The organism is Sphingobacterium corticibacterium, assembly GCF_004208525.1.
GTDB lineage: Bacteria > Bacteroidota > Bacteroidia > Sphingobacteriales > Sphingobacteriaceae > Sphingobacterium > Sphingobacterium corticibacterium.
The window spans coordinates 217,726-241,163 of sequence record NZ_SGIT01000003.1; the positions used below are offsets into that span (position 1 = coordinate 217,726).

Annotated in this window: 16 protein-coding genes and 1 riboswitch; of the genes, 1 reads left to right on the plus strand and 15 read right to left on the minus strand. The window is 43.3% G+C overall.

The annotated features are described in order from the left end of the window. Positions 1–4: 4 nt before the first annotated feature. The 4 genes from EWE74_RS15850 to metE form a co-directional block, all read right to left on the minus strand. Positions 5–4,582 carry an efflux RND transporter permease subunit gene (locus tag EWE74_RS15850; protein ID WP_130142580.1) on the minus strand — a complete coding sequence of 1,526 codons (4,578 nt, stop codon included), beginning with the start codon at positions 4,580–4,582 and terminating at the stop codon, positions 5–7. 38 nt (positions 4,583–4,620) lie between these two features. After that, entirely contained in the window at positions 4,621–5,724 is a 1,104-nt protein-coding gene (locus EWE74_RS15855; protein WP_130142581.1) for an efflux RND transporter periplasmic adaptor subunit, read from the minus strand. Positions 5,725–5,967: 243 nt separating this feature from the next. Beyond that, positions 5,968–6,339, minus strand: coding sequence for a hypothetical protein (locus tag EWE74_RS15860; protein ID WP_130142582.1), 372 nt, complete (start codon positions 6,337–6,339; stop codon positions 5,968–5,970). A gap of 143 nt (positions 6,340–6,482) precedes the next feature. Then, positions 6,483–8,795: a 5-methyltetrahydropteroyltriglutamate--homocysteine S-methyltransferase gene (metE, locus tag EWE74_RS15865; RefSeq protein WP_130142583.1), complete on the minus strand. Its 2,313-nt coding sequence runs from the start codon at positions 8,793–8,795 to the stop codon at positions 6,483–6,485. 74 nt (positions 8,796–8,869) lie between these two features. Next, a riboswitch (SAM riboswitch) is annotated at positions 8,870–8,971 on the minus strand. 411 nt (positions 8,972–9,382) lie between these two features. Between metE and EWE74_RS15870 the strand changes: the two genes are divergently transcribed. Beyond that, positions 9,383–10,552, plus strand: a complete 1,170-nt coding sequence (locus EWE74_RS15870) for an alpha-hydroxy acid oxidase (protein WP_130142584.1) — start codon at positions 9,383–9,385, stop codon at positions 10,550–10,552. 45 nt (positions 10,553–10,597) lie between these two features. Here EWE74_RS15870 and EWE74_RS15875 read toward each other — a convergent pair whose 3' ends face one another. From EWE74_RS15875 to EWE74_RS15925, 11 genes are all read right to left on the minus strand, one after another. Next, on the minus strand, positions 10,598–11,644 hold the full coding sequence (locus tag EWE74_RS15875) for an AI-2E family transporter (protein ID WP_130142585.1): 1,047 nt from the start codon (positions 11,642–11,644) through the stop codon (positions 10,598–10,600). 36 nt (positions 11,645–11,680) lie between these two features. Beyond that, positions 11,681–12,460 carry an enoyl-CoA hydratase/isomerase family protein gene (locus EWE74_RS15880; protein WP_130142586.1) on the minus strand — a complete coding sequence of 260 codons (780 nt, stop codon included), beginning with the start codon at positions 12,458–12,460 and terminating at the stop codon, positions 11,681–11,683. A gap of 85 nt (positions 12,461–12,545) precedes the next feature. Beyond that, positions 12,546–15,080, minus strand: coding sequence for a DUF5686 and carboxypeptidase-like regulatory domain-containing protein (locus EWE74_RS15885; RefSeq protein WP_130142587.1), 2,535 nt, complete (start codon positions 15,078–15,080; stop codon positions 12,546–12,548). 114 nt (positions 15,081–15,194) lie between these two features. Next, a complete protein-coding gene (locus EWE74_RS15890; RefSeq protein WP_130142588.1) occupies positions 15,195–16,577 on the minus strand; it encodes an NADH-quinone oxidoreductase subunit N in 1,383 nt (460 codons plus the stop codon). Between the two features lie 19 nt (positions 16,578–16,596). Then, positions 16,597–18,042, minus strand: a complete 1,446-nt coding sequence (locus tag EWE74_RS15895) for a complex I subunit 4 family protein (RefSeq protein ID WP_130142589.1) — start codon at positions 18,040–18,042, stop codon at positions 16,597–16,599. 15 nt (positions 18,043–18,057) lie between these two features. Next, entirely contained in the window at positions 18,058–19,977 is a 1,920-nt protein-coding gene (gene nuoL, locus EWE74_RS15900) for an NADH-quinone oxidoreductase subunit L (RefSeq protein WP_130142590.1), read from the minus strand. 31 nt (positions 19,978–20,008) lie between these two features. Next, positions 20,009–20,338 carry an NADH-quinone oxidoreductase subunit NuoK gene (nuoK, locus tag EWE74_RS15905; protein ID WP_130142591.1) on the minus strand — a complete coding sequence of 110 codons (330 nt, stop codon included), beginning with the start codon at positions 20,336–20,338 and terminating at the stop codon, positions 20,009–20,011. Beyond that, a complete protein-coding gene (locus EWE74_RS15910; protein WP_130142592.1) occupies positions 20,338–20,844 on the minus strand; it encodes an NADH-quinone oxidoreductase subunit J family protein in 507 nt (168 codons plus the stop codon). Before EWE74_RS15910 ends, nuoK begins: the two co-directional genes overlap by 1 nt. Before the next feature lies 1 nt (position 20,845). Further along, complete coding sequence (locus EWE74_RS15915; RefSeq protein WP_130142593.1) at positions 20,846–21,370, minus strand: NuoI/complex I 23 kDa subunit family protein; 525 nt, start codon at positions 21,368–21,370, stop codon at positions 20,846–20,848. Between the two features lie 4 nt (positions 21,371–21,374). Next, on the minus strand, positions 21,375–22,412 hold the full coding sequence (gene nuoH, locus EWE74_RS15920; RefSeq protein ID WP_130142594.1) for an NADH-quinone oxidoreductase subunit NuoH: 1,038 nt from the start codon (positions 22,410–22,412) through the stop codon (positions 21,375–21,377). A 13-nt stretch (positions 22,413–22,425) separates the two neighbouring features. Then, the gene (locus EWE74_RS15925) at positions 22,426–23,436 is read right to left on the minus strand and encodes a 2Fe-2S iron-sulfur cluster-binding protein (RefSeq protein ID WP_130142595.1); all 1,011 of its coding nucleotides are present in this window, start codon (positions 23,434–23,436) and stop codon (positions 22,426–22,428) included. Positions 23,437–23,438: the final 2 nt, after the last annotated feature.

Sequence of the window (23,438 nt, forward strand, 5' to 3'; positions counted from 1 at the left end):
ATTCCTATTGCCAACCTCCTCCAAGTGCTTTGTAAATGACAATCTCATTCAACAATTCTTCTTTCTGTACTTCCACCTCATCTAATTCAGCGGCTACCGCATCTTTTTGTGCCGTAATAATTTCCAGGTAAGATACACGTCCGGCAATAAACAATTCATTCGCCGCAGCCACGGCACCTTTGAGTGCCTCCACTTCCTCTTGGATATACTGCTGTCGTTGCTCGATATGGTCTTGGGTTTTTATAGCATTCGAAACTTCGTTATAGGCATTAAGAACCCGCTTTTCATATTCCAAAAAGCTTAGTCCATACATCGCTTTGTAGGTTTCATACTGGCTTTTAAGCTGACGCTGATTGAAAATCGGCGCTGTCAGTCCACCTGTCAACCCATACGTCAATGACTTTTCGATGTTTGTAAGCTTATTAAAACTAAACGCCTGTAAACCGACGAATGGGGACAATACAACACTAGGAAGGAATGCGGCTTTTGCAAATTTCACATCCTGCTCTGCGCCGATAAGTTGAAACGATGCTTCCCTAATATCCGGTCGCAAGGCTAGCATTTGAAAAGGTGCTCCTACGTCCAATTTTTCAAACAAAGGTTGCGCGCCAAATCCAACTTCTGTTCGTTGAACCGCTGTATTAAATCGCCCAGTTAAGTAATTAATATGATGTTCCAACAGCACAATTTCTTGTTTAATACGTTCACGCTCTCCTCGTGAATTTGCCAAAAAAGCTTTAAACTGCTGTACGCCAAGCTGTGTAGCACGACCCGCATCTTTCTGTAATTCCGTGATCTCCAAAGCCTGCTCATTCAATACGATATTGTTATTAAAAACATTAATCTTCGCATCCAAGCTCAGCAACTCATAGTACGCAGACGCAATATTGGTCACCAATTCGGTTTCCACAAGTCGTCTCGCTTCATTTTCTGCTAGCAGGCTATTAAATGCAGCATTCTTCTGCGCACGTAATTTACCCCATAAATCCAGTTCCCAAGACGCCCGAACGCCTACAAAATAATCCGGTAATATTTCAGGAATCTGTTCATCGTCTTTCAAGTTCTCGGAAAAGCCAGTATCATAATTCCCAATACCCTCTTCCGTATAGAATCCATACTTCTGTAATCCCGCTTCGGCTGCCAAGTCTAAGCTAGGCAATAAAGCGGCTTTTCGTTGTTTAAAGCTCGCTTGTGCAATTTCGATCCGCTGCACAGCTTGCTGCAAATCATAATTATAAACTAATGCCGAATCGATCAACTCTTTTAAGTACGGATCCGTAAATACATCTTTCCAAGGCCGGTAAGCGATATTTGACGTATCTGCATCTATTAGCGTCAGACTATCCCCATTAAATTGCGTGGGCAGTTCAGCATGTGTTCCTTTTTCCAACTGCTTTGGTACGCTACACGATACAATCAATCCGGTAACGGCCAATAATGTTAAGACGTTGGTTGCCACACTCTCCTTCTTTATTTTCTTTTCCTTTTTCTTACGCGAACATAGAACATATAATCCCGGAATAATAATTACGCCAAATAACGTCCCGATTAACATCCCGCCAACAGATGCCGTACCGATCGTTCGGTTTCCAATAGCACCTGCACCCGAAGCCAGCATCAACGGTATCAATCCAGCGATAATCGCGAACGATGTCATCAATATCGGGCGTAGCCTGACATAAGCACCTTCGATCGCTGCCTGTAATATACTCATACCTTGTTTTTGTTTTAGCACGGCATATTCTACAATGAGGATGGCATTCTTTCCGAGTAGACCAATCAACATCACCAAGGCCACCTGGGCATAAATATCATTCTCCAATCCTAGCAACTTTAGAAACAAGAAAGAGCCAAAAATACCTGCTGGCAATCCAAGGATAACCGGAAGCGGCAACAAGAAACTCTCATATTGCGCCGAAAGCAATAAATACACAAAAACCAAACACAGGGCAAAAATATAGATTGCCTGATTCCCCGAAATAACCTGCTCACGTGTCATGCCCGCCCATTCGATTACATATCCCTGAGGCAATTGTTCCGCCAGCTGTTGAATCGTTTCAATAGCCTGTCCCGTACTGAATCCTGGTGCCGGCTGTCCATTTAACATGGCCGATGTAAACATGTTATACCGCGTTATCTGCTCCGGTCCGTAAATACGCTTCATTTGGATGAAAGAAGAATACGGCACCATTTCTCCATCTGCTGTTTTTACAAATAGATTTAAGACATCCTCCGGACGTTGCCGGTAATGTGGATCGGCCTGTACCATAACCTTATACATCTGCCCAAAGCGAATAAAATTGGTCGCATAAAAACTTCCCATTAATGTCTGCAAGGTAGTCATGGCATTTTCTACTGAAATTCCTCGCTTAGCAGCCATATCATAATCCACCTCTAGCATATATTGCGGAAAACTCACATCAAAACTAGAGGACACCCCTTCTATGGCTTCCGAGTTGTTAAGAGCCGTTATAAATTCTTCGACAACTTCTGCCGTTTGATTTAAATCTTCATTTCCACTGCGGTCTAATAATCGTAACTCGAAGCCTGAAGCATTACCGAATCCCGGAACGGTCGGTGGTGGAAAAAACTCAATCTCGGCGTCCGCTATATGCGCTGTCTTCTCCTGTAATTCCCGCATAACGTCGTCCACCGTCACATCACGTTCATCCCAAGGTTTAAGGTTGATCATTCCCATGCCATAAGAAGCACCTGACACCTCCGTTAAAAGACTGTATCCCGCAAGTGTAGATACGGTCTCGACCGACTCCAAGCTTCGGGCGATCTCGTCCACTTCATTCAATGCCCGTTCTGTACGGTCTACCGTAGCTCCCGGCGGCGTTGTGACGTTGACATACACCATTCCCTGATCTTCGGTAGGAATAAAACCCGATGGCAATATGCTACTGGCGCCCCACGTGGCGATAAAGAAGAAAATAAGCATGCCCACCGTTACCATCCTGCGCCCCGCAATACGGGTCAATAGTTTTTTGTAACCACCTGCGGTTTTATCGTAGGACGCATTAAATTTTTTAAAGAATCTGCTTAACCAACTATTAGATTCTTTTTTATCGTGCGGCGAGCGAAGAATAAGTGCACACAGGGCCGGTGTCAGGGTTAACGCGTTAATTCCCGAAATCACAATAGCTGCCGCCAGCGTCAGCGAAAACTGACGATAAAACACCCCCACCGGTCCGGAAAGAAACGCTACCGGGATAAACACAGCGGACATCACTAAGGTGATAGCGATAACTGCCGAGCCTACTTCTTTCATAGCGGCAAGTGTTGCCTCCATAGGAGGTAAATGTTCTTCCTCCATCTTGGCAAAGACGGCTTCTACCACGACAATGCCGTTATCCACGACGATACCAATGGCAAGGACGAGTGCAAATAACGTTAACAAGTTAATAGAGAAACCCATCATCAACATAAAAAACAGGGCTCCTATCAAACTTACCGGAACCGCAAGGATGGGAATGATCGTTGCTCTAAAATCCTGCAGGAAGATAAACACGACCAAAAAAACCAGGATAAACGCTTCGATTAACGTTTTTATCACACTAGACATGGATGCATCCAAAAACCGGGAAACATCGTATCCCATACTAAATTCCATTCCCGGAGGGAAAGTCATCACCTTCAACTCTTCCATACGGTCTTTAACACGCTGGATTACATCCTGTGCATTCGATCCCGGGAGCTGCTTCATCATAATAGAGGCCGATGGCCGACCGTCGGCTTTTGACGCCATTTCATACTCCAGCGAACCAAACTCCACCTCGGCTATATCCCGAATCCGCAGAATCGAACCATCCGAATTCGCCCGTATAGGCACATTTTCATACTCTTCAGGCTCTGTAAACCGTCCAGGATAACGCAACACGTATTGCTGCATGTTCACAGTTTTATCCGAACCGATTCCGGTCTGTCCGGGAGCTGCCTCGATATTCTGCCTGCGTAATGCTTCAATGACCTCCTCGGTAGAAATCTGGTATGCCGCCAGACGATCCGGCTTTAACCACACCCGCATAGCGTAGTCTTTGAAACCCATGATCTCAGCGAAACCCACCCCCTCGATCCGTTTTAACTCTTTCAGAATATTAATATCCGTAAAGTTATAGATAAACCGTTCGTCGGCTGTTTCGTCAGTCGTATAAATATTGAGGTACATCAACATACTGTTTACCTCTTTCTCGGTAATAACCCCAGCACGGATAACTTCCTCTGGAAGCTCATCTAGCACTGTTGCCACCCTATTCTGAACATTCACCGAGGCAATATCTGGATCCACTCCCACATTAAAAGTCACTTGTATCAGTGTACTTCCGTTATTCGTACTAACGGTGTTCATGGATGTCATACCAGCGACCCCATTAATTGCCCGTTCCAAAGGAATGGCTACTGCATCCGTACTCACTTCGGCATTCGCACCGGTATAATTTGCAGTTACCACCACAGATGGCGGTACAATATCGGGAAATTGTGTAATCGGTAAGGTAAATAAGGCTAGAAGTCCCAGCAGGGTGATAAAAATAGAGATCACCAACGAAAGAACCGGTCGTTTTATATAAGTTTCAAACATGAAATTATTTGCTAAAAATTAGTGTATATCCAATCGTATTACTGCTGTGTCACAGACTGTATTTTCATACCATCGCGGAGCCCTCGAACGCCTTCAAATACAATCATTTGATTATCATCGAGGCCCCCTTCGACGATATAATAATGTCCTACACGCGCTCCCGCCTGAAAGGGTTGCATTTTCACGGTAGAGTTGTTATCCACAACATACACATATGCTTTGTCTTGAATCTCCACGACCGATTTTTGGTGGACAAACTTCGTGTCACCTGTCGATACGGGCACAGCAATCTTACCTGAAGCGCCATGTTTTAATAACCCTTCCGCGTTCGGAAATTTTGCACGCAGCGAGATCGAACCCGTTCCAGGATTGAACTCACTTTCTACAATTTTTGCTTCTCCACCATGCGGATACTCCTCGCCATTTGCCAAAACAAGCTTTACAGCCCGCTTAAATGTATTGCTACGGAAATTGGAATCACTAGCCAGATCGAGATATTCTGATTCAGAAATATCAAAATAAACGTTAACTTTCCCTAAATCGGATATGGTCGTTATTAAAGATCCCTCCTCCAGCAGAGAACCCTCCTTAAGTTGAATTCTGTCAATTCGTCCATTGAAAGGCGCCCGTATAAGCGTTTGGGAGAGTTTGGTTTGCATCTGGTTCTTCACCGCTTTAGCTTCCTCTATTTTGGAAAGTGCGGCCTTATATTGCACGGCTATAAGATCGGCCTCTGTCGTAGATACGATATTTTTCTCCACCAACTTCTTTGTTCGTTCCTTCTCTAACTCTACCTTTTTAGCTTCGGAAATGGCAATATTAAGCGCTGCCTCTGCCTTTGCATAATCTGCTTTATATTCTTCATTGTTCAGTTGGAAAAGAACTTGGCCTGCCTTAACCAGCGCACCCTCATCTACGTATATCTTTTCCAAAAATCCTGTTAAACGCGAGCGTAACTCCACATTTTTCGTGGCCTGAATATCTGCAATGTATTCTTTATAAACGGTGGTATCCATTACGGTAAGACTTACCACAGGTACCTGTTTCACCATCTCTGCACTATTTTCCGTACTCTTAACGGTGCAACTACCAGCAAATAATGCCAATCCTACTGCCGGGAATACCAATGAACGTGTCTTCATGTACTATATTATTTATTACTTAAAAAATGATCAACCTATATTAAACTTGAAACCTTTTGAAATAGGCAATGTGTTTAAACATTATTTTTAGCGTCCTTTTTATTCATATTGACAAGAAAAAAATATTCGAAAATCAATAAAAAAGTATACGCATTTCTGCCTATTACTGCATTGGGACGAAAACCAAACGCTAACATCTACGAAAATATTCGAAGATTTGGGAAACTATTGGGAATGAAAAGGCTAAAAAGGTTGTAGCCTATACAAGTGCGTGTAATAGCCCGGTATAATACGTCGTTTCTTTCCGTCGTATACCGGATGTTTTACATAGGACGCCAACTGCTTAAAGGAAAACAGGACAGCCAACACCAATACGAAAAATGTTAAGGAAAAGACTTGGTATTCATACGACCTATATTCGTCGTATAGTATTTCCACATCTGCCGCGTCTTTATCGATCGGCAGCGCCAACACATCATCTAGAACAATCTCCAAGAGAGATTCGCCATTCAACAGCGAATCGTCATAACGCATAGCAAACCCTGTCTCCGGTTGATAAACCAGAATATTCAAGTAGCACAGCAACACGATGGAATGAATAATCTTAAATAACATGCCCTGCAAAATTACTAAGCTTATTTGAAGTAATCTACCCGCTATTGTAAAAAAAATGTTAATTCTACGTTTATGAAAAAACAACAGCCCGAAGAAAAATCTTCGAGCTGCGTCTACTTTTATAATACTAATTATCGCTTACATTATTCCGCACGCAATATTTTCGCGGCTTCTACCATAGATTCGAGTGCCGCTTTGGTTTCTGGCCATGCACGGGTTTTCAAACCACAGTCAGGGTTTACCCACAATTGTTCCGCAGGAACGACCGCTTTTGCTTTGCGTAGCAAGTGTACCATCTCCTCGGTGCTAGGCACACGTGGTGAGTGAATATCGTACACACCAGGACCAATATCATTCGGATATTTGAAATCTCCTGCAAATGCGTCAAGCAATTCCATTTGTGAGCGCGAAGTTTCTATCGTAATGACATCCGCATCCATTGCCGCGATGTCTTCAATGATATCATTAAATTCGGAGTAACACATATGCGTATGGATCTGCGTATCATCTTCCACATTCGAGGAAGAAACACGGAATGCACGAACAGCCCAGTTCAAATAATCTTGCTGATCAGCCTTACGCAAAGGAAGTCCTTCACGAATAGCCGGCTCGTCAATCTGAATAATTTTAATACCCGCTTTTTCCAATGCTTGTACTTCATCCAAGATAGCTAAAGCAATTTGGTAAGTCGTGGTTGATCGCGGTTGATCGTTACGTACAAATGACCATTGCAAAATCGTAACCGGACCCGTCAGCATTCCTTTTACCGGACGATTAGTTAAGGATTGTGCGTAAGCAGACCAACGAACGGTCATATCCGCAGGGCGATGAACATCACCATAAATAATCGGAGGTTTTACACAACGCGAACCATAAGACTGTACCCATCCATTTTTAGTGAACGCATAACCTGCTAACTGCTCACCGAAGTATTCCACCATGTCATTACGCTCAAACTCGCCGTGTACTAACACGTCAATATCAAGTTCTTCTTGCAAACGAATTGTTCTTTCCGTCTCTTCCGCAATCTCTTTATCGTATTGTTCTTGTGTAATCGTACCTTTTTTCAAGTCTGCTCTCCACTTACGAACATCTTTCGTCTGCGGGAAAGATCCGATGGTTGTTGTCGCAAAAGCCGGCAAATTAAATTTCGTCTGTTGCGCCGCTTTACGGGCAGAGAACGGAGAAGTACGTGTCGCATCATCATCTGTAATATTTGCCGTACGTTCTTTTACTTCCGGTCTGTGAATTAAAGGTGATGTACGACGGCTTTCCGCAGCTGCTTTGTTCGCTTCAAAACGTTCAGTTGTTTTCGCATCTACCTCACCATCAGCCAACACGGCTAAATCTTTTACTTCTGCTAACTTTTGTTTTGCAAAAGCTAACCAGTTCTTAACCTCAGCAGGTAAAGATTCTTCATTATCTTCGTTGTCCAAATCAAAAGGAACATGCAACAAAGACGAGGAAGGGGCTACCCATACGCGGTCAGCACCCAGCGCGTCTACCGCTTGTTTAATTTTTGCCAACGATTTTTCATAGTCGTTTTTCCAAATGTTTCTACCTTCCACAATACCCAAAGAGAGCGCTAAGGATGTAGGAACTTTTGATAAAACAGTATCTAGTTGATTTTCTCCACGAACAAGGTCAAGGTGAAGTGCGTGAACGGGTAAGTTTACCGCTGTTTCCTCATTGTCACGGAGTGCTTCGAAATAAGTCGCCACAATTAATTTGATACCTCTAGCAGCTGTCGCTAATTTTTCAAACACTTTACTATATAAAGTGCGCGTAGCATCATCAATATCCAAAGCCAAGAAAGGCTCATCAATCTGCACATATTGTGCACCTGCATCAGCCAGTTTGCCCAAAATTTCTTCATAAACCGGCAATAATCGATCGATCAAATCAATCCGATTAAAGCCTTCTTCTTTTTCTTTACCTACTAATAGATAAGTAATGGGGCCAATCAATACGGGTTTTGTTTCGATACCCAATGATTTCGCCTCGTTGTATTCGTTCAGGAATTTCTCAGACGTCAATTTAAACGCTTGATCTTTCGTAAATTCCGGAACAAGATAGTGATAGTTTGTGTCAAACCACTTCGTCATTTCCATCGCCGTGACGTCCACACCTTCCTCTTGGAAACCGCGTGCCATCGCAAAATATAAATCTAAGTTATATTGGCGGTCAATTTTGTTTAACAAAGAGTTGTATCTAGCCGGAATAGCTCCTACTGTCAACGATAAATCCAATACTTGGTCATAAAACGAAAAGTCATTGGATGGAATTAAGTCGATACCCGCTTCCTGTTGTGTCTTCCAGTTGCCTTCACGGATTTTAAGTCCAGCTTGCAATAATTCTTCCGCGCTGATTTTCTTAGCCCAATACGCTTCGTTGGCCTTTTTCAATTCGCGGAACGCACCCACTCTCGGGTACCCTAAATTGTTTGTTAATAACATAAATATGTACGTGTTGTGTTTAAATTCTTTTTACTGTTTGCTTTGGAGAAAAGGACACCAGAACGAGTGTGCTCAGCTTATCTTTCTCCCAATCAGGAGTAGAATGTAGCACCTTGTCAAGAGACAGGTTGCTAAGGCTTCACTGGGTCTACTCCCTCGGCCTTTCTCTATAAGCAGGGCTAAGATAAGAATAAAATGGGGTTTCACCAAATTTTATTTATGCTCCTTTTTTAGAAAAAGGAGCACAAAAATCGCCGCTTCGAATGTTTTACACTAGGGATGGTACTAGGAATGAGTTTGTACAGTTGTAAAACATTCGGATGCGGCCTCAAAAGTTAAGAAGGGATAATACAATTGCACAATCCTCCTTTAACCTCTGAATGCCACATGTAAAATTTTGAAATATGTAAAAATATTATAGATGCACTACCCACTCTTTCAAAATTTTAAAGTGGCGAGTTTTTTTGGTTACTTTTTTTGCGGAAAAAAAAAGTAACAGCCTAACGGCTCGAGCGACACACAACAGGACAGTACATATGGAAATTGTGTGTATATTCGCTAGACTTTTTTAAATTACTTTTTCAGAAATGAGTGGGAAAATCGTATATCGATATAATTCAAAATATCCTTCTATCGCAGATTTAAGGAAAAAAGCAAAATCCAGGATTCCAAAATTCGCATTTGATTACCTCGAAGGAGGCTGCAATGAAGAATGGAACTTAGCAAAAAATGAAAGTGATTTCGACGACATTGTGCTTAAACCGCAATACCTTCGTGTATCGGGCGATATTGACATGTCCGTTGAGCTTTTCGGAAAGCGCTACAGCGCACCTTTCGGCATCTCTCCCATTGGTCTCCAAGGATTGATGTGGCCCAATGCACCCGAAATCTTGGCGAAAGCCGCGGCCAAACATGATATTCCATATACCTTGAGCACGGTATCCACCAGCAGTATCGAGCGTATTGCCGAGGTATCGGAAGGTAAGGCTTGGTTTCAATTGTACCACCCGACAGAGAACCGGCTTCGCGATGATATCTTGCGTCGTTTGGCGGCAGTAGAATGCCCTGTATTGGTTGTTTTGGTCGATGTTCCGTCTTTTGGGCTTCGCTACCGTGAAATCAAAGCCGGTTTGTCCATGCCTCCCAAGATGAATATCGCCAATATCACCCAAGCTATGATGCGCCCACTTTGGGGTATCAAAACTTTGCAGCACGGCATACCTTCTTTCGCCACGCTAAAACCTTATATGGAAAAGGGACTCGATCTTGCGCAACTAGGTAAGTTTATGGATCGTACTTTTACCGGCAAGGTTGATATTGAAAAAGTAAAAGCTATCCGTGATATTTGGAAAGGCGCACTCGTGGTAAAAGGTATTACAAGCGATGAAGATATGGAATCGGTTATCAGCATCGGTGCGGACGGCGTGATTGTATCCAATCACGGAGGACGCCAAATAGATGCTGGAGAATCATCTATCAATTCGTTAATACACCTCGCCAGCAATCCAACTTACAAAGAAAAAATAAAAATCATGCTAGATGGCGGAATACGCTCCGGAGTCGATCTCGCCCGGGCTCATGCCGTAGGTTCCGATTTTAACTTTATGGGCCGTCCGTTCATGTACGGTGTCGGTGCTTTAGGCGACGAAGGTGGCGAGCATACCATCAGTTTGTTTAAAGCACAATTATATCAGGTAATGCAGCAACTCACCTTAGAAAAGGTGAGCCAATTCCCAGAAAGGTTATTGAAAAGATAGCGAGTCAAAACAGGCTGTATTCTTACTTTTGATACAGCCTGTTTTTTATTCTTTTCTCTTTTCTAGCTGCTCTCGTTTTAGCGATAGACGCTTATTCGCTTTATATATCTTCACCGCTATTAAAAAATAAGCCAGCAATAAAGGGCCATACACTAGGCCTATAAGACCGAAAAGTGGAAGCCCAATAATCACCCCGATTACGGTAATCAGCGGATGGATATTCCCGATCTTTTTGTTAATAATAAAACGGAGCACATTATCAATATTAATCACCAAGCCGAAACCCCAGATAAGCAATCCTATTCCTTGCCAAGTTTGTCCTTGAGAAAGCAGTATCAACGTAGCGGGAACAAAAATTAATGGCGGTCCCAAAAGGGGAATAAAAGACAGAATGGCACAAATAACACCCCAGAATAACGCATCATTAACCCCAAATATCCAAAAGCCGATTGCCAGACATCCGCCTTGAACAATCGCAATGATCGTTTGTCCCACAATATTAGAATAGGTGATATTTTTTAGTTCTGACCCAAAAACCACCGCCTGCTCCTCATCAAACGGCAGATAGTATAATATACCACTTTCAAACCCTTGGTAGTTGATAAACAGAAAATACAAGATGAAATACATCACCGTTACCTCGATAAATACATTAGCTGCTCCACCCAAAACCGCCGTTAGCAATGTTCCGAAATAAGCGGCACTTGACTGGAGCTGTTCTTTCAGCAAATCCGGCTTTCCCAAGGTATCGCCCGCAAATTTGTTGATCGCATCGATAATCTGCTTTATCCAAACCGGGTTTTCCTGTAGTTCTATTGCTTTTCGGACCAACATGCTACCAATACCTACAAAGGGAAGAACGATAATAAAAATAGAAAGGATAATAATAACCACGGCAGACAAAGGTTTCGGCCATCGCCATTTCTCGATAAAGAAAATGTTTAGTGTACGGAAGAGTGTATACATAACCAACGTACCGAGAAAAGCACCAAAAATTCCTCGCGTAGCATACAGGAGAATACCGCCCAAAGTCAGGACGATTAAGAGAATAATAATGTTTCTCTCTTTTTGGGAAAAAACAGGATTGTTCATACAGTTAATAACATCTATAACATATGAACAAACATATTAAAAGTTTGGTTTTCGTTTTTCCAAGAAAGCTGCTACCCCTTCTTTAAAATCCGGCGTATCAAAAGCATCTGCAAACGCATCCATTTCTTCTTCATATCCCTTTTCCGGTTCCATAAGCCCGATATTCACCGTACGGATAGCCGCCGCGATCGCCGTTTGCGAACGCTGGTACATTTTTTCCAAAAGCTTCTCGCAAGCAGGGATCAATTCCGCTGAAGGTACTACGTAATTAACCAGCCCCCATTGCCATGCATCCGCTGCATCAATCATCTCACCGGTCATAATCATCTCCAACGCTTTTCCGCGTCCGACCAGTTGCGGCAATCGTTGTGTGCCGCCGTATCCCGGAATAATCCCCAAAGAAACCTCCGGAAGCCCCATCTTTGCAAGCTCACTAGCCACACGGATATGACAGGCCATGGCTAACTCCAAGCCTCCACCCAACGCAAACCCATTGATGGCCGCGATCACCGGTTTTGGAAAGGTATACAATTCATCCATCACCTCTTCCTGCCCCGATTTCGACAACTGCCAGGCCTCATCGGGCGAAAGCTCCTGAAATTCTTTAATATCGGCACCAGCCACAAAAGCTTTGTCTCCTGCCCCGGTCAAAATGATACCCCGCACATCATCATTTGTTTTTAGCCCGGCCAATATTTCCGTAAGCTCCTTCAAGACAGAAGTATTCAACGCATTCAGTTTATCCGGTCTATTCACTGTGATATAAGCCGTTTTATGTTTGATCTCCAATAGAAAATAAGTAGGTGTTTTTTTCATCGTAATAAATTATTTTTAAAGGTGATGAAGCTATCAGATTTTTCACTCCTGCGAGGTTCGGATAAATCATGATGGTTGCATCACATTAGAAATTTAAATGAAGGCTTACCCGATACCTGTCCTTATCGACATTCGGTAATGCTGCATAGTTCAACCGACGTATATACTCAACGCGCAGCAGACGAAAAATATTATCAATGCCCACTTTTCCCTCCCAATAGGGTACCTTGTTATCAAATACGTGTGTCATGATATTGCCATCCGCATCCGTATCAAAATGGACTACATCTTTACTAATATACGGATTATTCTCATCGCTCAATCTTCCATAAAACATCTTCGCACCCCAAATCTCCCGGAGCTTAAGTTTCTTGATCAATGGAATCTTGTTCAAGATAAACCCTTCCAATTGATGTTCAAATGCCATACGGATATACGCGTCGGCGACAAACTCCATGCTACGCATCATTGAAAAATCAATTTCATGACGCGTGTCCTCATCACGAAACACATTTGGCATTTCCAGTAACGGATAAGGAAGCGTACCCCAGATTTTTCCACCACTCCATGTCATATCTGCAAAACCGAGTTGATTTAAGAAAAAACGTTTTGACACCGAACCACGCACCGCATCGAAAGTATAATCACCACTCCAAAACCCCTTTAACCCGCGATTATATTGTAGCGTAAAAACGGGATACTTTTCGATAATGGTATTACGTGTCAAGTTACGATAGTAGAATTTCTCTTTTGGTGCCCATCGCAGTATAAATTCCAACTCATTGGTGTTTATATGGGGTATGTGGTGGGGTTCGTCGCCCGACGAAATAAATTGTAAATCCCCTATTGCACGTCTACGATGATGGATAAGCGAGCTTTGCAGGCTCACATGATTGCCAAATTCTATCAAGTGTTTAAGTTGATACGCATATGTGTCCATCCATTTCGTGGGCCGGTTGCTTCGTATGGACTGAAAAAAACTGTCTCCTTTTTTAAAACCGAGCATTCTACCCGGATCGAAAATATCATGCTGCACCGCTACTTGCAAGTAGTGCGCTGGAAAAGTAGCTACTGATTTGCCATTAAGGGAAAATGTCGGTCGTACGAAATATTTCATTGCGCCATCTTGCGTCCCGTACGCCAAATATCCTTCGATGAACACTTTCTCCGAAAACCCGAGCGTTGTCCGTCCGCTAAGCCGTATCCGGTTACCCTCAATATTATTTCGCGAATACAGATATTCTAACGGTCCAAATTCTACTGCTCCCGCCGGATAGAACCCTTGTGCCAGCAGATAACCGGCAGCAAGCATTGTCCGAAACGTACGGTTATCGTTCAAAGAATCTACATTAGCATAAACACGGTTTTCCACCTTCGATAGCTTTACCGGACGTTGCTGTTGAACAAGCACTTGGTTGTCTTTCGCTGTTTTCAATATCTCCGTAGGAGCTCCTTTAAAAACATCATCCGAGAAAGACGGAGAGAAATCGTAGTCATAGTTATGCGTAGTCTTCCGGCCATATACGGCATCGCTTCGGTTCGTCCCAAACATAATATCCACATCACTACGCTCCAAGAACATATACCGTTCTGCATTCGGACGAAACTGCAAGTCAATCGTTATATCATTTACCCAATTCAGATTCGCTTCCTTGTTCGCCCGTAAGGTCGCCCCCTGCACCGCAAACCGTCCATCTGTTGTTATCCGTAATTTACCACTAAGCAACAGGTCCGTTTTATTTCTCGGCTCAAAGTTTAATTCAATCAAACGGCCATCATCGGTATCAATCGTATCCGCAATATAATATTTATAAAAAACCGTTGCATTGTTGGCTATCGGACTGAGAAATAATTTATTGATCAGGAATATATTTTCATCATAAATCTCTACATCCTGAAAGAGATAGGATAAATACGATTGGATATTGTGGTTGTTCACATATCGGTCGTCAAAATCTGTCTGCTTGATGGATTTCACCCGCTTTTTAAACGCCTTGGGATCATTCTTGGAATAGACATCACTAAGCTGCTCCTGCATAAAAATGGTAAGTAGTTTATTCCCCGGCGATGTCAATGTATCCACATTATCGAAAAAAAAGCTTAAGCTTCCCATCCGCTTATTATACTGTTCCGACGGATTTACGAGTCCAAATTGGAGTTTGTCATACTGTTGAAAAGACAACTTAGGCTGGTTTTCCAAACGATTAGAACGTTTGTGTTTGATGACTTGGTGGATAATATCCACCGCAGGATTGCGATTCCGATATTTCTGCCGGCGCGAGATTTCCACCGCATCAATAAGCTGCTTATCACTTTCCAGTGCAATATACATATGCTGTTGAGCGGAATCAACGGAGAGTAGCAGCTCTTTATAGCCAATAGCAGATACGACGAGTCGCAGCGGAAACGGACTCGTTGTGGTTAGGATAAATTGTCCCGTAGCATCACAGGATGTCCCGTCTGACGTCCCTCGCACCTGTATACTCGCCTGCGGAACGCCTTTCTCTGTTACATCATCTATAATTGTTCCACTGATTTTTTGTTGAGCCACGCCTTGTTGTGTGACAACGCCAAGGGCAAATATCCATATCAACAATTTCAGCAAGCTTATTCTACTCATATCCAAAATGGCACTGCCATAAAGATACAATTTGTACAATAAGATTAAAATGAAATTGATTTTTTTATAACAATAAGACTTTGTTGGAGTCTCTTTTACGCTACACAGTCATGACTATAGAAATCCCAAAATACTATCCGGATAGACACCAATGATCAGTGTCAATACAGCCGCACCAACCAATACAATCTTATAGCTGGCGGGCACATGTTGCTCCATTACGTCCTCTTCTGCTTTGCGGAAATACATATTCACCACTACATGCAAGTAATAATATACCCCGACAGCCGCATTAATAACAGCAAGGATAAGCAGTGTGATGTTATAGGATCCCATTACATTATTGAATAGCATAAATTTTCCCATAAAACCTGCCGTCAAAGGGATACCGGCAAGGGAAAGCATCGCAATAGTCAACACGAGGGCCAACATAGGCTCTCTTTTTGCCAAGCCGTTAAATGATTCAAAGCTCTCCGAGCCAGTGCTACGTTTCACCAAAATAAGCACACCGAAAGCGATTACCGAAGCCAACGAATATGCCGCGGCGTACACGAGCATACCCGATGCGGACATCGCACCAATGGATACGATAGCGAACAGCATATAACCTGCATGCGAAATACTCGAATAGGCCATCATCCGCTTAAAGCTAGACTGGAGCAATGCCGTGATATTTCCCACGAATAGCGTAATAATGATAATCGTAAGCAATACCGGCGTCCAAAAATCATGCAACGGAATCAACACCGTGCTGAACAACCTTAAGAATCCGACAAAAGAAGCAACCTTTACAACCGTACTCATAAAGCTGGTGATCAATATCGGTGCTCCATCATATACGTCCGGTGTCCAGAAGTGGAAAGGAGCCGCACCAACTTTAAAGCACAAGCCACAAAGCAATAGCAATACGCCACCGTAAAATAAAGGAGAAATATCGGACGATGTTTGTACATAGGCTTGTAACTCCGTTAAATCAAATGTTCCGGAAGCTCCGTACAAGAGTGTGATCCCAAAAAGGAGAAAACCAGTCGAAAATGCCCCCATCAAGAAATACTTGAGCGCAGCTTCATTCGAAGCCAGGTCCGTTTTCCGGATTCCCACAAGGATGTACAAGGCCACAGACATCACCTCAATACCGATGAACAACATGGCAAAATTATGGTAGGAGTTGACCAACAATGCCCCCAGCAACGAAAAGATAATCAAACAAAAATATTCCGAAAGATAGGTACTGATATTCTTAAAATATTCTTTAGAAAGCAGCATAACCAACCCTGTAACTATCACACACAGGATCGAAAAAGACAATGCTAAGCGATCAAAAATCACCATCCCGTGAAATTGCGGCAGCGCTTCGTTGTTCCATCCTGCCACCAGAAAACCTACTGTCACGACCAATCCCAGCAAGGTGACAGGAAGTAGCGCATTCTTCGCTTTGAATAAGCCCAGATATAACACCACGATCCCCAAAATACACAATGTAATAATTGCCCCCATAATATTCTACAATCGCTAATTAAAATTTAATTTGATTCAATAAGTTCGTTACAGACGCCTCTGAAAGCTGTAAAATCGCTTTCGGCCATATCCCTAAAAAAAGCGTAAAAAACACGATAACCGCCAGTACCAACACTTCGTATCCCTTTATATCTAATACACCTTCATAACGTTCTGGTAAAGATCCCAACATCGATTTCTGATACAAACGCAACATGTATACTGCGCCCAAAATTAAGGTCAGTCCACCAAATACAGCATACCATACACCATAATCAAAAACCCCCTTCAATAGCAAAAATTCACCAATAAAGCCGTTCGTTAACGGCAAGCCTACTGCACCCATCAGAATAATAAGAAACACCGTTGCCAAACGAGGTGCCTTACTGGCTATCCCTCCCCATTCTGCAAGCGTACGCGTTCCTGTCCGTTCCTGTAAGATATCAATAATAAAAAATAATCCCACCACGCTCAATCCATGGTTCACCATCTGGATAATGCCCCCCTGCAATCCTTCCGTATTCCAAGAGAAAACACCCGCAGAGATAAGTCCGACGTGCGCAATCGAAGAATACGCAATCAAACGTTTAGCATCCTGCTGTTTAAAAGCGATGATAGAAGCGTATACGATACCAATAACACAGAGCACCATGACCACCTGGCTATACGCCAATGCACCAAGTGGAGCGACAGGCAATAACCAACGAATCAATCCGTATACCCCCATTTTAAGCATGATACCCGCCAATAGCATCGTTCCAGCTGCAGGCGCATGTGTATACGTATCGGGTTGCCAGGTATGGAAGGGAAAAATCGGGATCTTGATGGCAAACGCCAGGAAGAATGCCCAGAATATCCAGCGTTGCGTCGATTCAGACAATTCCAAGGCCACAAAAGAGCTCCATTCAAAGCTCGGTGTTGCACTTTGGTTGTATAGATAAATAAGTGCGATCAACATCAACAAGCTTCCGAAAAATGTATAAACAAAGAATTTAAGGTTAATGCGAATACGATCACCATCCCCCCACAGGGCACAAATAAAATAAATAGGGATTAAGGCTACTTCCCATCCGACATAGAACGTGAACGCATCCAATGCCAGGAATACAAGCAATAGCCCCGCCTGCATAAACGAAATCAATGCGAAAAAATTTCCTTTATGTGCTTTTCTAAACGAAGAGAGCACAATAAGCGGAATCAACCCATTGGTCAACAATAGCATAGGTAGACTGATACCATCTAAACCGATATGAAACTGAATCCCCAACGACTCCACCCACATCCAACGTTGTTCGAATTGTATACTCGCGTCCGGTATAAACCCGCACAGAAAAGGAATGGAAAGCCCCAATTCAAGCAGCGCAGCCAATAGTGCTATCCACTTTGCCCGTACCGCATCCCTCACAAAACATAATACTATTGCCGAAATAACAGGTACTAATATTAATATAAATAGGTTACTCATTGTTTAATTGTCTGTCTAAATATTAAATACCGCGTAAAGCATAATCGCTATCACACTGATCACCATCATCATAATATAAAACCCGACATGACCACTTTGCCATTGTCTTACGCCTTTTCCGGCTCCGATAAAAAAGTCGCCCACCCCATTCACAAATCCATCAATCCCCAACCGATCTACATATTTATAAAAGCCGACCGATAATTTATGTAATGGTTGTACGATAAGCGTATCATAAAATTCATCCACATATAACTTGCGGTAGGAAAGCCTATGCAATCCTTTTGATGCTTGTGTATCAGCAGCAGGAAGGGTTTCTTTCTTCACATACCGATTGTAAGCTACAAACGCCATAATCAACGCACCACCGGCGGATATCCCCATCAACAGGTACTCCGTACTATGGCTTAATGTCAACGCCTCCGCACGGGCACTTCCCGCTTCAAAGATCGGTGCCAGGAATGCAGCTAGACTATGATGTCCACCCAGTGCTTCGGGAATATTGATAAAACCACCAATGACCGATAACATCGCTAAAACAATCAGCGGCACTGTCATTTGCCAAGGCGATTCATGTAAATGTTGTTTCTGTGTTTCCGTTCCCCGAAACTTTCCGAAGAATGTCAGATATAACAAACGGAACATATAGAACGCCGTACATAGAGCGGTGAGGAAGCCGATTGCCCACAAAACAGGCTGATGCTGAAACGCATGTGCCAATATCTCATCTTTAGAGAAGAATCCGGCAAACGGTGGAATTCCACTAATCGCAATTGTTCCGATAAACATCGTGATAAACGTGACGGGCAACGCTTTTCTTAAACCACCCATCTGGCGCATATCCTGCTCATCGTGCATGGCATGGATGACCGATCCTGCTCCAAGAAACAGCAATGCTTTAAAAAACGCGTGCGTCAGAACATGAAAAAAAGCCCCGGTGAACGCACCTACCCCGAGGCCCAGAAACATGTATCCCAGTTGAGATACCGTAGAATATGCCAATACCTTTTTAATATCGGTTTGCGTAATCGCTATAAAAGCTGCCAACAACGCTGTTGCCAAACCGACAACGGCCATGATCTCCATCGTCACCGGAGAAAGCGTAAACAAGATGTTCGAACGGACGACCATATAGATACCTGCCGTCACCATGGTTGCCGCGTGAATTAAGGCGGACATCGGTGTAGGGCCGGCCATCGCGTCCGGCAACCAGGTAAACAACGGAATCTGTGCAGATTTACCGGTTGCCGCCACAAATAACAAGAGTGTAATAACGAGTAGTGTGGAACTTCCCACCGGCATGCTTGCCGCAGCGGCGAATACCGTTCCGTATTCCAAACTACCAAAAGTTTCCAGAATAAAGAACATCGCGATAAGAAAGCCCAAATCCCCGATACGGTTCATGACGAAAGCTTTCTTCGCAGCCGAGGCGTAAGAGGCATTTTTGAACCAAAACCCAATCAACAAGTAAGAACAAAGACCCACACCTTCCCATCCGATGAACATGACCAGGTAATTAGAACCCAGCACGAGGATGGTCATGAAGAAGATGAACAGATTGAGATAGGCAAAGAATTTACCAAATCCTGCATCACCGGCCATATAACTGCAGGAATACAGATGAATCAAAAACCCTACACCTGTAATAATCAAGAGCATAATAGCACTCAACGGATCCGCCAGAAAAGAAAGCGCGACCTGCAGTTTGCCTACTGTAAACCAGTCAAAGAGATGTACATATATTTCTCCGGAAGCACCGGTTTCACGCGCAGCCGCGACTTCAAAGTAAACCAACAAGCTTAACACAAAAGAAGCGAGCACCACGCTACAGCCCACAATAGCCGTAACCGCTTTCGGCACACGATTACCCATTAAGCCGTTTATTACAAAACCTATAAAAGGTATCAATGGGATCAGCCAAATTAATTCAGACATATAGTTTCTTAGTAAAAATTCTTCTATTCAATTACCAACGCAATTTACTCAACGATTCAATATCCACCGATTTCGTGTTTCGGTACACCATGATGATAATCGCAAGCCCCACAGCCACCTCTGCTGCTGCCAATGCCATGATGAAAAACACGAACACCTGACCTGTTGGATCGCCCCGATAGGCCGAAAAAGCTGCCAACAATAAATTGACTGCATTCAGCATCAATTCGATGGACATCATGATAATAATCACGTTCCGACGGATAAGTACGCCCGTAACACCGATAGCGAAAATGATACTACAAAAAATGATGTAGTGGTTGAGTGGAACACCCTGAATCTGCGTTACAATATTCTCCATTATGCTTTTTTAATCTCTTTAACTTCCTTTTTTGCCAACAATACCGCGCCGATCATCGCTATCAACAATAAAATTGCCGAAATCTCAAAAGGCAGCAAGAACTCGTTAAACAACACATTACCCAAATGTTTCACAAGTCCTATATCCGTATTACCGGTGACGACCTCACTGGATGGCTCTATCACCCGCAGCGACCCTAAGATTGTCGCAAACAAACACATCCCTGCTATAACCCCAATAATCTTCACCAAATTGGATTTCATAGGTTCCGTATCCCCATTTAGATTCAGCAACATGAGGACAAATAAAAAGAGCACCATAATGGCTCCCATATACACGATAAAATTGACTACAGCCAGAAATTGCGCGTTCAATAAAATATAATGAACCGTCAACGTAAAAAACGTAACCACCAAATACAGTACGCTGTGTACTGGATTTTTGGTGAAGATCGTCATCAACGCGAAAAAAATAGCAACAAATGCAACAAAATAAAATAGAGACATGCTAGTTCGTTTTTTCCGGGTTTAGTTTCCTAATATCAAATGCAGGTTCGACCAATTTGTCTTTCCCGTAAATAAAATCCTTTCTTACATAATCCGCCGTCACATGTGGACCATCCAAGTAGATCGCTTCTTTCGGACAAGCCTCTTCACACAGACCACAAAAAATACAACGCAGCATATTGATTTCATATACGGCCGCGTATTTCTCCTCTCGATATAGGTTTTCCTCCTCTTTTGTCCGTTCCGCGGCGATCATCGTAATAGCCTCCGCCGGACAAGAAAGCGCACAAAGGCCACAGGCTGTGCAACGTTCACGTCCTTCCTCATCACGCTTCAACGAATGCAGTCCCCGGAAATTCTTCGAATAAGGTCGCTGCTCCTCCGGATATTTCACCGTTGGAATTTTCTTAAAAAAATGTCGTATCGTAATACCTAATCCCTTTGCAATAGCAGGCAGATACATGCGCTCCCAAAAATTCATGGGTTTCTGCTCGATAACTTTCTTTCTATTTGATAAAGATTGCATAGTCTTAAAAATAAGTATCCTTCACCACGATCACCACTGCTGTCAAGACAATATTTGCTATCGCCAGCGGAATCAATATCTTCCACCCCAGTCCCATCAACTGATCATAGCGGAAGCGGGGCAGTGTCCAACGTACCCACATGAAGAAAAAGATAAATCCAAATATTTTAAGGAAGAATACCAATACACCAATAATGGTGATCCAATTCTGTGATAGTCCTAATTCGTACATGAACGGGAAGTTATATCCCCCAAAATACAAGGCGGCCATTAATGCCGAAGAAACAAACATATTGATGTACTCGGAAAACATATAAAGACCGAGTTTCATCGATGAATATTCGGTATGGTATCCTCCGATCAGCTCCGTTTCACACTCTGGCAAGTCAAACGGTACACGATTACATTCCGCAAATGCACACACCATGAAGATTAAGAAGCCCAACGGCTGTACCCAAATATTCCAATTGACAAAGCCCGACTGCTGGGCGACGATTTCTCCCATGGATAACGTCCCGCTTACCATCAACAAGGCGATAATGGAAAGCCCCATCGGAATTTCATAACTAATACTCTGCGAGGCCGCGCGAATAGCACCCATTAACGAAAACTTATTATTTGATGCCCATCCACCCAACATAATACCATATACCCCCAAGGCCACAACGCCAAAGATATAAAGTACGCCCACATTGATGTCGGCAACCTGCAAAACCACTTCACGTCCGCCAATGGTTAGTGTCTGCCCCCAAGGAATGACAGCCGAACTGATACAGGCCGTGATAATGGCCAAGGTGGGTCCCAGTATAAACAACGGTTTATGTGCTCCTGCCGGGATAATCTCTTCTTTAAAAAAGAACTTACCACCATCACAAAGCGGTTGCAAAATCCCGCCAAATCCCGCCCGGTTGGGCCCGTGACGATCCTGCATAAAGCCAGCTATTTTACGCTCCGCCAACGTTGAGTACATTGCTATAACCAACGAGATCGTGAAAACAATCACCACCAAAATCAATTTTTCTAAAATAAAAGCTCCTTCCATGTGTTTCCTTTGCTTATTTTAAACGTTCTGTCCTTGCCAGCTGCTCCTCATTTGCTTCCTGCAACTGCAGGTTCTTTTTGATGACTGGTGGTGGATTGAATACATCATAGTGATTAGCATCGATGACCGATTGCTTGCTGATTGGCGCAGGCTCTTCCAATACCCAGTCAGCTGTTTTCTTTTTCTCAAAACGACAGGTGTCACAGATAAACTCTTCCACCTCATTATATTCGTCTTTGCGCGCCGTTACACGCAAAACTTCCTCTCCTTTATACCACAGTGTAACCTTACCAGAGCACGTCGGGCAATCACGGTGTGCATCTACCGGCTTGGTAAACCAAACACGGTTTTTAAAGCGGAATGTTTTATCGGTCAATGCACCTACCGGGCATACGTCAATGACGTTTCCGATAAAATCATTATCCAATGCATTCTCGATAAAAGTAGATATTTCTGCATGGTCACCACGATTGATGACCCCATGTTCACGTTTTCCCGTTAGCTGATCCGCCACGAATACACAACGATAGCATAAAATACAACGGTTCATGTGTAGTTTTATCTTATCGCCAATATCGATAGGCTCAAACGTACGTCGTTTAAATTCATACCGTGTTTGTGCCACACCGTGCTCATAACTGAGATCCTGCAGTTTACATTCTCCTGCCTGGTCACAAACCGGACAATCCAATGGGTGGTTAATCAATAACATCTCCACCACACCTTTACGCGCCTCTAGTACATCCGGCGACGTGATATTCTGCACTTCCATCCCGTCCATAACGGTCGTCCTACAGGATGCTACCAATTTCGGCATCGGACGCGGGTCTTTCTCTGATCCTTTAGATACCTTAACCAAGCATGTACGGCATTTTCCACCGCTATCCTCCAATTTCGAGTAATAGCACATAGCAGGAGGTACAATGTCCCCGCCGATCTGACGCGCAGCATTCAATATCGTCGTTCCCGGCGCCACTTCCACCGGAATCCCATCTATCGTTACTTTAAATTTTTCGTCTGCCATTT

Coding starts and splice junctions, on each gene's coding strand:
- metE (WP_130142583.1), bottom strand. CDS start 8,795: ATGTTATTAACAAACAATTTAGGGTACCCGAGAGTGGGTGCGTTCCGC.
- EWE74_RS15890 (WP_130142588.1), bottom strand. CDS start 16,577: ATGGGGGCAATTATTACATTGTGTATTTTGGGGATCGTGGTGTTATAT.
- EWE74_RS15850 (WP_130142580.1), bottom strand. CDS start 4,582: ATGTTTGAAACTTATATAAAACGACCGGTTCTTTCGTTGGTGATCTCT.
- EWE74_RS15855 (WP_130142581.1), bottom strand. CDS start 5,724: ATGAAGACACGTTCATTGGTATTCCCGGCAGTAGGATTGGCATTATTT.
- EWE74_RS15915 (WP_130142593.1), bottom strand. CDS start 21,370: ATGCAATCTTTATCAAATAGAAAGAAAGTTATCGAGCAGAAACCCATG.
- EWE74_RS15860 (WP_130142582.1), bottom strand. CDS start 6,339: ATGTTATTTAAGATTATTCATTCCATCGTGTTGCTGTGCTACTTGAAT.
- EWE74_RS15885 (WP_130142587.1), bottom strand. CDS start 15,080: ATGAGTAGAATAAGCTTGCTGAAATTGTTGATATGGATATTTGCCCTT.
- nuoH (WP_130142594.1), bottom strand. CDS start 22,412: ATGGAAGGAGCTTTTATTTTAGAAAAATTGATTTTGGTGGTGATTGTT.
- EWE74_RS15875 (WP_130142585.1), bottom strand. CDS start 11,644: ATGAACAATCCTGTTTTTTCCCAAAAAGAGAGAAACATTATTATTCTC.
- EWE74_RS15895 (WP_130142589.1), bottom strand. CDS start 18,042: ATGAGTAACCTATTTATATTAATATTAGTACCTGTTATTTCGGCAATA.
- EWE74_RS15870 (WP_130142584.1), top strand. CDS start 9,383: ATGAGTGGGAAAATCGTATATCGATATAATTCAAAATATCCTTCTATC.
- EWE74_RS15910 (WP_130142592.1), bottom strand. CDS start 20,844: ATGTCTCTATTTTATTTTGTTGCATTTGTTGCTATTTTTTTCGCGTTG.
- EWE74_RS15925 (WP_130142595.1), bottom strand. CDS start 23,436: ATGGCAGACGAAAAATTTAAAGTAACGATAGATGGGATTCCGGTGGAA.
- nuoK (WP_130142591.1), bottom strand. CDS start 20,338: ATGGAGAATATTGTAACGCAGATTCAGGGTGTTCCACTCAACCACTAC.
- nuoL (WP_130142590.1), bottom strand. CDS start 19,977: ATGTCTGAATTAATTTGGCTGATCCCATTGATACCTTTTATAGGTTTT.
- EWE74_RS15880 (WP_130142586.1), bottom strand. CDS start 12,460: ATGAAAAAAACACCTACTTATTTTCTATTGGAGATCAAACATAAAACG.